We start from the raw sequence: 13289 nt of genomic DNA on the forward strand, positions 1-13289 counted from the left end.
TCTCAGTGCCTCCGGAACCCGCCACCGGTCCCTAGTTGAGCACTTCGCGCTTCACGCGGTCACCCATCGAGCGGATGCCCTCGTCGATCGACTTGTCGCCGACCATGATGAGCTCGTGTTCCTCGTTGAGGATCGTGTCGACGTCGGAGGTGTGCTCACTGACGGGCATCTCCAGCACGACCTTGTCGGGCTGGAAGGCCTTCTTGGACAACTCGTCGGTGGGCATTCCCGCATTCGAGAAGTACGCCTGGGTGATTTCGGTGGTCTGCAACGCCGGCACCACGCCCACCTTGCTGATCGCCTCGGCGCCGGCCTGGCCCGCCGCGAACTGCACGAACTTCTTGGCCGCGTCCGCATGCGCAGCCCGCTTGTTCACCGCGAAGGCGGTGGGCGAGCCGAACGTTGTCATGCCGGTGGCACCCGGCCGCTGCGGCATCGGCGCCAGGGCCCAGTCGACGTCCGTGGCGCCCTTCTGCTTCTGCCCAAGGATGCCGGAGATGTACCAGGTGCCCATCGGCAACATCGCCGTGGCACCGGTCTCGAAGATCGTGCGGTAGTCGGACTTCTGCGCCTTCGCCGTGCCGAAGTCGAGGGTCGCGCCGTCCTTCTGCAGCCCGAGCGCCATCTCGTACTGGTCCTTGAAGAAGGAGTAGTCACCGCTGAGCTGGTCGCCGCCGGTCTGCGCGGCGGAGATGGCCTGCACCACCGACCGCCAGGTGTGATGGTAGGTGCCGTAGACCTTCTTGCCCCCCTCGTCGTGCGTGAGGCTCCGGGCGAGCTTGGCGTACTCGTCCCAGGTCAGCTGGGGGGGCATCGTGACGCCCGCCTTCTCGAAGTACTTCTTGTTGTAGTACAGCAGCCAGAAATCCTGCCGGAACGGCAGCGCGTAGTACTTGTCCTTCACGTTGAACGCAGGGAGACCGGCCAGCTTCGAGGTGCCGGTCGACCTGACCACGTCGGTGATGTCCAGGAGCTGCCCGCGGCTGGAGTAACGCGAGTAGTCCGTGACGTTTTTCATCGTGATGACGTCGGTCTGGTCGCCGCCCGCCAGCATGGTCGTGACCTTGTCTGCGTAGTCGTCGGCGAGGATGTCCACCGGTTTGATCTTGACGCCGGGGTTCGCCCGCTGGAAGGCGTCGAACAGCGCCGTGAACTCGGGGGTCTTGCCGAGGTTCCACACGGAGACGGTCAGAGTGACGTTTCCGTCGCTCGCCTTCTCGCCGGAAGCGCCTCCGCACGCGGTCACCGCCAGCGCGAGTACGACCGCGACTCCTGTGTATCCGATGAAGCGGGGTCGGCCTTGCGCCCTCGCCGCTGAGTTTGAAGCGATCATCTATCCGGTTTCCTTCCTGCGCCGGGTCAGGCACTGACCTTGAATTCGTCTGCGGTCACGATCGCGCGGGGCGGTTGACCGGACAGGTAGCGCTCGAGCTCGCTGAGGGCGCTCTCGCTCATGCGCCGGGTCTCTGATCCGAGGGATCCGGCGATGTGGGGGGTGATCATGACGTTGGGCAGGTCGTACAGAGGTGAGGTCGCCGGGAGCGGCTCCGGGTCGGTCACGTCGAGGATCGCGTCGAGGCGCCCCCGGGCGCACTCGCGCTCCAGAGCCGTGGTGTCCAGGACCGCTCCGCGCGCGGTGTTGATCACGGTGGCCCCGTCCGGCAGCTGAGCCAGCTCGGCGGCCCCGATGAGGTGGCGGGTGGACGGAAGCGCGGGCACGTGGAGCGTGAGCACGTCGGAGCGGGGCAGCAGCTCGGGCAGCCGCACCAGGCGGGCGCCGGCAGCGCTCACCCGCGCCGCATCCGCGTAGGGGTCCGCGACGAGCACGTCGACCTCCAGACTGCGCAGCCGCTCGACCACCCGGCGCCCCACTCGGGAGAAGCCGACAATGCCGATCGTCCGCCCACGGTTGGACAGCTCTCCGCGACGCTCGGCATACGACCAGTCCTGCCGATGTGTGCGCGCGTCCTGTGCGAGGAACGGCACCTTCTTGCCGGCGAAAATGATCGCCGCGAGGGTGAACTCGGCGACCGGGATGGCGTTCTCGTCGGCGGCATTGGTGACCAGGATCTCGCGGCGCCAGACCTCGTCGGTGACGAAGCTGCGCACCGTGCCCGCACAGTGGAAGATCGCCCGCAGCCGGGGCGCATCGGACAGCCGCTCGGTCGTCAGCGACGGACAACCCCACGAGGTCACGAGCACCTCGACCTCACGCAGCCGGCGCCGTACGCGCGTCGTGTCGAGGTCACCGGTCGCCACCGGATCACCGAGCTCGACCAGGGTGCGCAACCGGCGCAGCTGTGGCTCCTGGAACTGCACGGTGAAGTGCGCGGGGTCCATGACCAGCAGGGCCTGCGGCCGTCGTCCGTCCGTCACTCACGATCCTTCCGGAAAGCGCTTACCGGTAGGCCGATCATGTCCACTCGGTTCAATCACGTCAATGCCTTGCAATCACCATCGATCAGAATGTTCGATCGTTATTGATCAGATTGACCTCGCCAGAAGCAACACGGCCGGAGCGATCGGCAAGCGTCTTGACCCTGCCAGGCCCGGATGCCACCATCGCGTCGGGTTCGGGTTACGCGGACATCACACAGGTGTGGATGGCGTCGCATTCGACAGCCGGGGAAGGACATGCGGATGTTGCGCGAGCTCGATGACCTGAAGCTCTCCCCCTTCACCGGGTGGACCCGGGCGCACTGGGCGGCACTCGCCGACCGCGTCCTGCTGTCGGCCCGCCGCTACGCCTCGGCCTCTCATGCCCGGATCAACTTCCCCGGCGCACCTGGAGGGTACGGACCGGACGTCGACGCGCTGGAGGGCTTCGCCCGCACATTCCTGGCCGCCGGATTCAGGGTGGCCGGAGAAGGCGGGCGCGACCCGCTGAACCTCATGGAGTGGTACGCCGAGGGCCTGGCCGCGGGCACCGACCCTGATTCGCCCGACCGCTGGGTGCGCCTGGACGAACACGACCAGGCCAAGGTCGAGGCCGCCTCGATCGCCTTGGTCCTCCACCTGACGCGGCCGTGGTTGTGGGCCCGCCTGACACCGAGGGTGCAGGAGCGGGTGGTGGACTACCTCGCGCCGGCGATCGGCGCGCACTATCCGCCGATCAACTGGATCTGGTTCCAGATCGTCGTCGAGCAGTTCCTCGCCTCCATCGGCGGCCCCTTCGAACGCGGGGACATCGAGGCGGGCCTCGCGCTGACGGACGGCTTCGCGCGGGAGCATGGCTGGTACGCCGACGGCGCGGAGCGCGCCTACGACCACTACGTCGGATGGGCGTTGCACTTCTACCCGCTCGTCTGGACCGAGATGGCCGCCGGAGACCCCGAGGCGGACGCGCGACGGCCGGTCTACCTGAACCGGCTCGATCGCTACCTACAGGACGCCGTCCACCTCGTCGGCGCCGACGGCTCGCCCCTCATCCAGGGCCGCAGTCTCACCTACCGGTTCGCCGCGGCGGCCCAGTTCTGGCTGGGCGCGCGCGCGGGCGTCGCAACGCCCGCGCCGGGTGTCCTGCGCCGCGCCGCCTCTGGTATCGCCCGGCATTTCGCCGACCACGGGGCCCCCGACGAGGAGGGCCTGCTGACGTTGGGCTGGCACGGGCCGTGGCAGCCGATCGCCCAGTCCTATTCCGGACCGGGGTCACCGTACTGGGCGGCCAAGGGTTTCCTCGGGCTGTCCCTCCCCGCCGATCACCCGGTCTGGACGGCGGTCGAGGAGCCCCTGCCGGTCGAGTCCCACGACTACCACCTCATCGTCTCCTCGCCCGGATGGCTCGTCAGCGGAACGCGCGCGGACGGCGTCGTACGGGTGACCAACCACGGCACCGACCACTCCCACCCCGGATCCACCCTGACCGACTCCCCGCTGTACGCACGCCTCGGGTATTCGACGGCCACCTCGCCCGTACTCGCCGGTGAGCACGCCGGCCACCCGCTGGACCAGTCGGTGGTGATCCTCACAGGCAGCGGTGAACCCAGCCACCGTACGGGATTCGAGACCCTTGCCATCGATCGGCTGCCCACCGGGACGCTGGTCGGCGCGTCCCAGTGGCAGGCGCACTGGATCGAGCCCGATCGAACAAGCCCCGACCACGGATACGGACGGGCCGGACGGGTGCGCCTCGGCCCATGGATTCACACGATCTCAGTCGTGCGTGGTCCTTGGGAGATACGCCTGATCCAGGTGTCCGCAGCGGGGGGCGAGCAGGGCGCGCTCCGCGTCGGCGGATGGCCGCTGCCAGGGGCGGGAACGGCCCTGGCGGCCACGGCCACCGTGTCGAACGGCACCGCACATTCGCGGATCGTAGGTGGGGAAGGGCTGAACGCGTCCGGCGTGGTATCCGCCGAGGACGCCTCGCCACTCGCGGCCCGGATACTCATCCCGTGGAGCGCCACGACTGGACCGGCTCGACCTCACACCTGGTACGACGCGGCGATCTTCCTCGGCGGGCGGGAACCGGGGGAGCCGCCGGCCGTGTGCTGGGAAAGCTCTGCGGCGGTCGTCACCTGGCCGGATGGCATTGTCGACAGGCTGGAAGCCCACCTCACGATGAGGACGAGCGGACGACCAGGCGGGGTTCTATGACGACACGGTGCCTGGGACGGTGCGCATCGTCATCCGCCAAGCGCGCCGAGAGGAGCCCGAAAGCCGCATGCCCGACGGCCGACTTGGGCGGACGGACCGCGGTCAGCGGAGGTTCGCAGAGTTCAGCCACCTCGTCGTCGTACGCGACGACGGCAAGATCCTCCGGTATCCGTATGCCGCGTTCCTGACAGGCTTCCACCAGGGAGATGGCCTCCGGGTCGGAATGGACGAGCAGCGCGGTCGTCCTGGAAGCGCTGCACCGGTCGAGCAGGTCGTTCAGCGCATGCGGCCACTCGGGGTCTCTGCGGTCGACCGTGTTGGCATCCACTGCGTCGTCAGGCCCGAGGCCGAGCTCCTCGCAGGCCTGTCGCCAACCGCGCCGCACATGCGGACTCGTCGGGCTGTCCATTGTGGTGACCACGCCGATACGCCGGTGCCCCAGCCCGGCCAGGTGCCGTACGGCCATGGCGGCCCCGAACGCGTGGTCGCTGACGACGGACTCCATGGCCTCCCGGTAGGGCCCCACTGCGGCGGCGCGCTCGACGAGGACCACGGGCACGTCGGCGGACTGCAGCCAGCGCACCAGTTCCTCCCCGTCCTCCCCGGTGGTGGTCGGCGCCACCAGGAGGCCGTCCACTCCTACCGAGTCGACGAGCCAGGAGAGCTGGCGCCGCTCGTCGGCGGCCTGGTAGGTCGCGCCCCGCAGGACGACGCGCGTCCCGGAGGCGGCCGCGGCCTCGCGCACCCCGCGGATGACGTCGGGCCAGTAGTAGTCCAGCGACGGCACCACCATCCCGACCGTGGCCCGGATTCCGGCCTCGCCGACGGCCTCCGGCATCGACTCGGGAGAGGGTGAGACCTCGGGTATCTGACTGATCAGCGCGTCGGCTGCCATGGTCGCGCCTGGAAGGGCAGCCCCGCCACGGACGCGCCGGATCAGCCCCTGAGACGCAAGGCGGGCGATGTCACGGCGAACGGTGATGGCCGAGACATCGAGCTCCGACGCCAACTCCGTGACCCGCAGGACACCGCGTCTCCGAAGCAGCGCGATCACTTGTGCCCGCCGCTCATCCGGAAGCGGTGCGGCTGCGCCGGACACCGTCATTCGCCAACCTCCACCCGCACTTGGACAACTCCCTGTGCCGTCTTCGGCAGGATCGGCGCCGGCCGGGTCAGGCTTCCGCTCCACACAGCCGGGAGCATCGGATCATCGAGCAGCGGGCCACGCGTGTGGTCCGCCACCTGCTCGCGCGAGCTGTTCGCGGTGCCTGCCATCGTCCTCGTTGTCGTTTGGTGAGCAGTATATCGATCGAATGTGATCAAAGATGATGCGAGTGCCGTGAAACTTTCAGTGCCGTCCAACGGCGACGCGGCGGAGACACCCGGCAGACGCCCCCCACCCGTCAGTGTCCAATCCCGGGATTGACAGATCATCACGGCCTCATGTTTGCTCCCACCCACCACCACCCAGACCCGGGGGAGGAGCCGTCTGACCACTCTGTGTTAACGCTAACACCTTCCTCCACAGACCCTTGTGATCGACTCGCGGCGGTGGGTCTCGCCGCTGACCGAGAACTGCCGGCCGCCCGCTTCCGGGCCGATCACCGGCTGTCCAACCATCAGCCGCGTCACCAACCATCTCCGAGCAGTACATCTAGTGATGGGACATTTCATGGCGTCTGATCGTTACTTATCAGCACCATCGCGCAGCATCCGGTCGTCGCGCCGATTGCTGATCGCCCTTGTGGTGACCACGCTCACCGCAGCGGCGGCCCTCGTCTCCGCACCGTCGGCCGATGCCGCCACGAGCCAGTTCCGAGGCATGAACTGGGCCGTGCTGGGTGACAACTTCAGCACCGGCACGCTCGTCGTGCAGGGCCTGAGCCAGTCCGACAGCAATGCGACGGTACGGGCCAAGGCCAACTCGCTCTACGACAGCATGGAATACCTCATGGGGGTCAACACCGTCCGGCTGCCCATCAACACGCACACCGTGGCCAACACGACCTGGTGGAACGCCTACCGCGGCGCCATCGACGCCGCCGCCGAACGCGGATTCAAGGTCATCCTGGCCTATTGGGAGGACGGCGCCGCCTCCGGCGGCAGGATCACGAACCTCGCCGCATGGAACGCGATGTGGTCCAGCGTGATCAACACGTACGGCTCGAACGGCAACGTCTACTTCGAGCCGATGAACGAGCCGCACGGCTATTCGTCGTCGGAGTGGCGCAACGTCGCGGCGAACTGGCTCAGCGCTCACCCCTCGGCGGTGCCCGGCCGGGTACTCATCGGCGGCACCGGCTTCAGCCAGGACCTGCGGGACATCTGCAACGACAGCCGCTTCAACTCGACGCTGCTTTCCTTCCACTACTACGCCTTCTTCTACAGCGCGATGACCTACGACGGTTTCCGAAGCCACATGCAGTCGCTTCTGGGCAACTGCGCCTCCCGCGCGGTCGTGACGGAGTACGGCGCGCCGATGTCCACCGGCCTGAACTACGGCGACCCGAACAGCACCGACAACTTCGTGCGTTACCTCCGCGCCGTGACGCAGGTCATGCGGGACAACCAGATGGGCGGCACCTACTGGCCCGCGCTCGGCGGCAAACCGGGCACCATCGGCTACGACTGGTACTCGATGTTCGCTCTCGGCGGCAGCGGCACGACCCTCAACCTGTCCACCCGCAACGGCTACGGCGCCAACCGGGTCCGCTACGGCTGGGGCGACACCGTCGGCGACTCCAGCCCTTCGCCTTCGCCCTCGTCTTCGCCCTCGTCTTCACCGCAGCCGGACACGTTCTACCGGATCGACGCGCGCCACAGCGGCAAGGCCATGGACGTCCAGCAGGCGAGCACCAACAACAGCGCGCGCATCGACCAGTACACCTACAACGGCAACGCGTGGCAGCAGTGGCGCTTCCAGGACGCCGGCAGCGGCTACTGGCGCATCATCAGCCGCCACAGCGGAAAGTGCCTCGACGTGACCAGCGCCTCGACCGCCGACGGCGCCGAGCTGATCCAGTACACCTGCGGCACCGGCAACAACCAGCAGTTTCAGATGGTCGCCAACGGTGGCTACTTCCAGCTCCGGGCACGACACAGCGGCAAATGCGTGGACGTACCGTCCGCGTCCACCGCGGACGGCGTGATCCTCAAGCAGTACTCGTGCAACGGCGGCACCAACCAGCAGTGGTCGCGCACGGCCGTCTGACGAGCGTCTCGACGTGACCGCGGATCCGCGGTCCATCCCTCCCCGGTGCCGATCTCGTGCTGTGTGCTCGGTGCCGGGGATCCGATACATGTCGGGCCTGGCCTCGACTGCGACCTTCTCCAGGAGGTCGTAGGCGAGGTGCAGGCCCATCCGCATGTGGAGGTCGTTCCGGGCGGCGGGATCCGCCTCCTTCAGGGCCTTGGCCATCTCGGCCGCCGATGTCCCGGCGGTGGTCGCCGAGGCTGCCTGCCCACGATCCGAAGACGGCTCAGGTGACGCCGTCCGAGGTCGTTTCGGGTTTCGTGTGGAGGATCTCGCGGGCTTGGTCCGCAGCGCGGGCGATGCTCTCGGAGACGAAGTCGATGAAGCGGGCGATGTTCTCCAGGCGGGCGGCGGCCGGGGTGCCGGGGCCGAGGATGCCGACGCCCTGCCGGGCGACCTCGCCGAGGTGTGCGGTGGCGCGGGCGCTGGCCATCGTGGATTGGTACATGACGTCGTCGTCGACCACGTAGCGTTCGCGGCGGCGTTCGTCGCGTTCCCGGCGGATGAGCCCCTGGCTTTCGAGGAACGTGATCGCTTTGGAGACGGACGCCGGGCTGACCTGGAGGCGCCCGGCGAGTTCGGCTGCGGTGAGACTGCCGGTGTCGGCGGTGTAAAGGCCGGCCAGCACCCGGGCCGTCATCTTGGGCAGGCCCGACTGCATGAAGACGGTGGCGAACGTCTCCTCGTACTCGCGCACGGCCTCGGCATCGCGCCCGTGGGCCTGCGGGGGCGTGTTGGGGTCCCGGGGAGCGGCGCGCCTGCGGCGGTGGGCGCGGTGTTCGGTGGCGCGGTGGGCGAGGTCGGCGCGGTAGGCGGTGGGGCCGCCGTTGCGCGTCACCTCACGTGTGATCGTCGAGGTCGGACGGTCGAGGCCTCTGGCGATCTCCGCGTAGGCGAGGCCGTCGGCCAGTCCCAGCGCGATCTGCTGGCGTTCCTGCTGGGTGAGTCGGCCTCCCGGCATCGCGGTCTCCTTCGTTGTCTGCGGTGCCTCCAGAATAGCGTTCACTCTCGGTTCATTGCAACGAGCGGAGTGAGTGTTGTTGCATTAGATTCAAAACCATTGCAACAAAATACCACCTTTCACCTGCAGTGATGGCCGTTGAGCACAACGAGCTGATTGCCGTATCGCGAAATGCAACGTAGTGTTTCCGCTATCGGAAAGAACGAGCCGCAGGAGAGCACGATGCAGAAGTTCGACACCCCCATCCCGGTGACCGCCGTCCTCGACGTCCCCGCCGGCCGCATCCGGTTCATCGCCGCCGACCGGGCCGACACCGCGGTCGAGGTCCTTCCCGCGAACGCCTCCAAGAGCCGCGATGTGACGGCGGCGGAGCAGACCGAGGTCGTGTACGGCGACGGCGTCCTGCGGATCAAGGCCCCGGAGGCGAAGAACCGGATCCTCGGCCCTTCCGGATCCGTCGAGGTGACCGTCCAGCTGCCCGCAGGCTCCCGCATCGAAGCGAAGGCGGCCCTCGCCGACTTCCGGGGAGTCGGCAGGCTCGGCGACGTCGTCGTCGAGAGCGCGCAGGGCTCGGTCAAGCTCGATGAGGCCGCGAGCGCTCGCCTCACCCTTCAGTCCGGCGACGTCTCGGTCGGTCGCCTGGGCGGCCCCGCGGAGATCAGCACCCTGAAGGGCGACCTCCGCATCACCGAGGCCGTGAGCGGCACCGTCACGCTGCGCACCGAGGCCGGTGAGATCTCCGTCGGCGCCGCCCGCGGAGTCTCCGCCGCCCTGGACGCCGGCACCACCTACGGCCGGATCCACAACGCGCTCAGGAACACCGACGGCGCCGACGCCGCCCTGACCATCCACGCGACCACCGCCCACGGCGACATCACCGCCCGCAGCCTGTGAGAGGGGCACCTCTCAGGCGCGACGATCCTGTCCGTTCAGATGTCCGTTCAAATGAAATCCGTAACAGTTCTCAAGGAGCACGCCACCATGTCCCTCACCCTCACCGACCAGGACCGCCCGGAGCTGCAGAAGGTCATCGAGGAAATGATCGATGCCGGCTTCACCGGGGTGACGATGCGCGTGCACGATGAGCGTGGCGAGTGGGTCGGCAGCGCAGGGGTGGCCAAGCTGGGCGAGAACGCCAAGCCGCCGGTCGACGGACATGTCCGGATCGGCAGCAACACCAAGACGTTCACGGCGACCGTGGTGCTGCAACTGGTGGCCGAGGGCAAGGTCGAGCTGGACAGCCCGGTTGCCGACTACCTGCCGGAGTTCGGGCTGGACCGGCGGATCACGGTGCGGATGCTGCTGCAGCACACCAGTGGGGTGTTCAACTTCACCGGCGAATACTTCGAGGACGGCACGTTCGTGCCGGGGATCCCCGCCACCCCCTCCGGCAAGGAGTGGATCGACAACCGCTTCACCACCTACCGGCCCGAGGAGCTGGTCCGGCTGGCACTGTCCAAGCCGTCACGGTTCGAGCCCGGCACCGACTGGAGCTACTCCAACACCAACTACGTGCTGGCCCGGCTGCTGATCGAGAGGGTCACCGGCCGCCCGGTCGCCGAGGAGATGCAGCGCCTCATCCTGGGCCCGCTCGGCCTGACCGGCACCGTTCAGCCGAGCACCGAGACCGAGATCCCCGAGCCGCACGCCCACGCCTACTACCGCTACGAGGAGGACGGCCAGACCCATACGGTCGACGTCACCCGCCACAACCCCTCCTGGATCTCCAGCGGCGGTGACATGATCTCCACCACGCGGGACTTGCACACGTTCATCTCCGCGCTGGTGGGCGGCAAGCTCCTGCCGGCCCCTCTGCTGGCCGAGATGTGCACGCCGGAGCCCAAGGTCGGCTACGGCCTGGGGGTGTTCGTGCAGGACGCGGGCGAAAACAGCGGCACCGTCATCACCCACAACGGCGGAGCCGCGGGTCACGCCGCGCTGATGTACAGCACGCCTGACGGCAGCAAGACCCTGACCGCCGCGCTCAACTATGTCGACGACGCCGCACTTTCCCTCGGTGAGGCGTTCCAGAAGGCGACGCAAAGGCTCGTCAGAGAGGTTTTCGGCGGCGGACAGGCCGGGCCGGCTCAGTAAGGGAATGGCGAGCCGTGGGACGTCGATGACGGCTCTGGCCATGTCTCGCCGATCTCGTCGGCAAGGGTGGCGATCTCTTCCCGTGGATCACTCGCCGTACCAGAAGGCGCCCTGGACGAGAATGGCGCACTATGCGAATATACGTTCGATTGATGAAGATCGTCAGAGGAAGAGGGCCCTCCAGTCACGTCAGGGTGCTCGCTTCCCCCCCTTCTCATCAGAACGGAGTGCATGTGCGCCCATCGACCTCTGGCCGTGCTCCCCTATCCCGCCGATTAGTCGCCTTGGCCGGATCCCTGCTCGTGATGGCGGGCCTGCTCGCCGCTCAGTCGCCCGCCGCCGCGGCGGCGGACACCGGGGTCGTCGCCGACCTCGGCGTCGTCGCCGGGAGAGGCGGAGACGTGGTGGCCGGCGGCGGCAAGGTCTTCGTCGCAGCCGACGACCGGATCGTGGTCGCGTCCTACGACGGCCGTCCCATCGACACGATCAGCGGCCTGTCCGGCGCCGTCGCCCTGTCCGCACCGGACGGCGCCAGGAAGGTGTACGCGGCGCTGCGCGGTTCGAACGAAGTGATCGAGATCGACCCCGTAGCGGTCGTCATAACCCGGCGTATCGACCTCAGTGCGTACCCGTGCCCGTCGACTCTGACGCAGTCACACGACCGGCTGTGGATCGGATACGGGTGCGGCGAAGCGGGAGAGGGAGGTGTCGTCGGCCTCATCGTGTCGGCGGCGACGCCCACCCCCGTCCGGGTGGGGCCGGGCACGACCCAGCCTCCGCTGGTCGCCGTCGCCGGGGCCACGCTGGTGGCCGGGGAGCCGGGAGTCAGTCCCGCCGTAGTCAGGGTGTACGACGTCAACACCACCCCGGGCATCCCGCGCGGCGAGATCCGCGGCGACGCGGACGGGCTGCCGCCCCTGCGGGATCTCGCCCTCACCGAGGACGGGTCGGCGCTGTCGGCGTTGGACGACACCGGCCGGTTCGACGCCTGGGACACGACGACCCTGACTCACGCCCGTGCCTACGGCGGCAGCGGGTCGAGCGAGTACGGTCTCCCCGCTGCTGTCGCGGCCAGTCCGGACGGCGCGTACGTCGTGGGCGGCTGGAACTCCCCCGCGGGTGACTCGGCGAAGCTCGTGGTGTACGACCCGGCCACGGCGGAGGTGATCTACGAGGCCGACCACCAGGGGAAGGCGTTGGTGGCGGGCAGCATCGCCTTCCACGGCATATACACCTGGGCGGTGCTGAAGGACACCGGCACCGGGCGGATGCACCTCTGGCGGCTGCCGCCTTCGCCCTACCACTCCTCCGCGCTGACCTTGACGGCTCCCTCCGCGGCGACCGCGCTCACGCAGTCGACCTTCAGCGGACGGCTCACGCTGAGCACCGGGTCGCTGCCCGGCGTACAGACGCTCGAGCTGTACCGCCGGCTCCCCGACGGCACCTACAGGCCCTACCAGGAGATCACCACGGCGGCGGACGGAACCTATGAGTTCACCGACACTCCACCCTCCAGCGGGACGTTCCGCTATCAGGTGTACTGGCCCGGCAACTCATGGTTCGACGGTAGCGGCGCCTCGGCGACCGTCACGGTGGCCTTGTACCAGCCGGTGCTCACCGTGACCGGACCTGCGACGGGCGCCGTCGGCGAGCGCCTTGAATTCAACGGAACCTTCGGCGCCGACGGCGTCTCCTTCCCGCGAACGACGATCGTCGTCTCACGCAAGGTCGTCAGCCCGGATGGCACCGTCACCTCGAAAGCCCTGGCAAAGGTGGCTCCCGCCGCCGACGGGTCGTTCGGCTTCGCGGATACGCCGACCACGGCCGGCGAACACGAGTACACCGTCAGGCTGGTTGGGAACTCGGTCATCGAGCCGGCGAACACCAGCCATGTGGTCACCGTCCTCCAACCGGCCACGTAGCATCCCGGCGACCCGGTGACGGCGATCCGAATCGCCGTCACCGACGGTCAAAGCGGTGCCGGCTGCGACGGGGTTCCGGGGGTTCGCAGCGTCGGGGTGAACCAGGTTCTCGCCGGAGGAAACAGGAGCAGCGTCACGATGAGCGCGGTCCAGGGCGCGGTCAGAACCCACTCGAAAGTGCCTTCGACCAAGAAGTGGACGAAGTCGAGCAGGGGGATGGCGACCTGGACCGCGATGGTGGCGTGACGGATCCGTGGGCGACGGGTGCGCCACTGGTTCGCCAACCAGCCGGCGAGGATCGGCGGAAGGTAGAAGGGGGCGTAGAGCAGGTTCTCCAGGACGTCGTTGGAATCGAGAACCAGCTCCAGGATGAGCAGGACGATGCCGAGCAGGGCGAGTGTCGCCTGGAGCCAGATCAGGTTCCGGGCGACCCTTACAGACAGAGGCATGCGGGGGGATCCACTTT

The 13289-nt window shown here is 68.2% G+C and carries 10 protein-coding genes and 1 pseudogene; 5 read left to right on the top strand and 6 right to left on the bottom strand.

Annotated elements, in window-relative coordinates:
• Positions 1-31 precede the first annotated feature (31 nt).
• Together HHX40_RS24215 and HHX40_RS24220 are read right to left on the bottom strand one after the other, a co-directional pair.
• Positions 32-1246: an ABC transporter substrate-binding protein gene (locus HHX40_RS24215; protein ID WP_220499499.1), complete on the bottom strand. Its 1215-nt coding sequence runs from the start codon at positions 1244-1246 to the stop codon at positions 32-34.
• A 113-nt stretch (positions 1247-1359) separates the two neighbouring features.
• A complete protein-coding gene (locus tag HHX40_RS24220) occupies positions 1360-2376 on the bottom strand; it encodes a hydroxyacid dehydrogenase (RefSeq protein WP_310738253.1) in 1017 nt (338 codons plus the stop codon).
• Between the two features lie 264 nt (positions 2377-2640).
• On the opposite strand from HHX40_RS24220, the gene HHX40_RS24225 reads away from it, so the two are divergent.
• Positions 2641-4593, top strand: coding sequence for a DUF2264 domain-containing protein (locus HHX40_RS24225; protein ID WP_182882442.1), 1953 nt, complete (start codon positions 2641-2643; stop codon positions 4591-4593).
• Here the strand turns inward: HHX40_RS24225 and HHX40_RS24230 are convergent.
• Together HHX40_RS24230 and HHX40_RS38305 are read right to left on the bottom strand one after the other, a co-directional pair.
• The gene (locus HHX40_RS24230) at positions 4553-5488 is read right to left on the bottom strand and encodes a substrate-binding domain-containing protein (RefSeq protein ID WP_259403886.1); all 936 of its coding nucleotides are present in this window, start codon (positions 5486-5488) and stop codon (positions 4553-4555) included. The genes HHX40_RS24225 and HHX40_RS24230 overlap by 41 nt on opposite strands.
• A gap of 24 nt (positions 5489-5512) precedes the next feature.
• A pseudogene (locus tag HHX40_RS38305) lies at positions 5513-5698 on the bottom strand (DeoR family transcriptional regulator); the annotation flags it as partial.
• A gap of 624 nt (positions 5699-6322) precedes the next feature.
• Between HHX40_RS38305 and HHX40_RS24235 the strand changes: the two are divergent.
• On the top strand, positions 6323-7804 hold the full coding sequence (locus HHX40_RS24235) for an RICIN domain-containing protein (protein WP_220499500.1): 1482 nt from the start codon (positions 6323-6325) through the stop codon (positions 7802-7804).
• Between the two features lie 268 nt (positions 7805-8072).
• On the opposite strand, the gene HHX40_RS24240 is transcribed toward HHX40_RS24235, so the two are convergent.
• The gene (locus tag HHX40_RS24240; protein ID WP_182882445.1) at positions 8073-8807 is read right to left on the bottom strand and encodes a GbsR/MarR family transcriptional regulator; all 735 of its coding nucleotides are present in this window, start codon (positions 8805-8807) and stop codon (positions 8073-8075) included.
• Positions 8808-9029: 222 nt separating this feature from the next.
• Between HHX40_RS24240 and HHX40_RS24245 the strand changes: the two genes are divergently transcribed.
• From HHX40_RS24245 to HHX40_RS24255, 3 genes are all read left to right on the top strand, one after another.
• Positions 9030-9701, top strand: a complete 672-nt coding sequence (locus tag HHX40_RS24245) for a DUF4097 family beta strand repeat-containing protein (RefSeq protein WP_182882446.1) — start codon at positions 9030-9032, stop codon at positions 9699-9701.
• Between the two features lie 87 nt (positions 9702-9788).
• The gene (locus tag HHX40_RS24250; RefSeq protein WP_182882447.1) at positions 9789-10901 is read left to right on the top strand and encodes a serine hydrolase domain-containing protein; all 1113 of its coding nucleotides are present in this window, start codon (positions 9789-9791) and stop codon (positions 10899-10901) included.
• A gap of 284 nt (positions 10902-11185) precedes the next feature.
• On the top strand, positions 11186-12823 hold the full coding sequence (locus HHX40_RS24255) for a hypothetical protein (RefSeq protein WP_182882448.1): 1638 nt from the start codon (positions 11186-11188) through the stop codon (positions 12821-12823).
• Between the two features lie 47 nt (positions 12824-12870).
• Here HHX40_RS24255 and HHX40_RS24260 read toward each other — a convergent pair whose 3' ends face one another.
• Positions 12871-13272, bottom strand: coding sequence for a hypothetical protein (locus HHX40_RS24260; protein WP_182882449.1), 402 nt, complete (start codon positions 13270-13272; stop codon positions 12871-12873).
• Positions 13273-13289: the final 17 nt, after the last annotated feature.

The sequence above is a fragment of the Microbispora sp. H10949 genome (genome assembly GCF_014161435.1).
Classification (GTDB): domain Bacteria; phylum Actinomycetota; class Actinomycetes; order Streptosporangiales; family Streptosporangiaceae; genus Microbispora; species Microbispora triticiradicis.

Excerpts from the sequence above, each read along its gene's own strand:
- HHX40_RS24245 (WP_182882446.1), top strand. The coding sequence starts at position 9,030 with ATGCAGAAGTTCGACACCCCCATCCCGGTGACCGCCGTCCTCGACGTC.
- HHX40_RS24225 (WP_182882442.1), top strand. The coding sequence starts at position 2,641 with ATGTTGCGCGAGCTCGATGACCTGAAGCTCTCCCCCTTCACCGGGTGG.
- HHX40_RS24250 (WP_182882447.1), top strand. The coding sequence starts at position 9,789 with ATGTCCCTCACCCTCACCGACCAGGACCGCCCGGAGCTGCAGAAGGTC.
- HHX40_RS24260 (WP_182882449.1), bottom strand. The coding sequence starts at position 13,272 with ATGCCTCTGTCTGTAAGGGTCGCCCGGAACCTGATCTGGCTCCAGGCG.
- HHX40_RS24240 (WP_182882445.1), bottom strand. The coding sequence starts at position 8,807 with ATGCCGGGAGGCCGACTCACCCAGCAGGAACGCCAGCAGATCGCGCTG.
- HHX40_RS24230 (WP_259403886.1), bottom strand. The coding sequence starts at position 5,488 with ATGGCAGCCGACGCGCTGATCAGTCAGATACCCGAGGTCTCACCCTCT.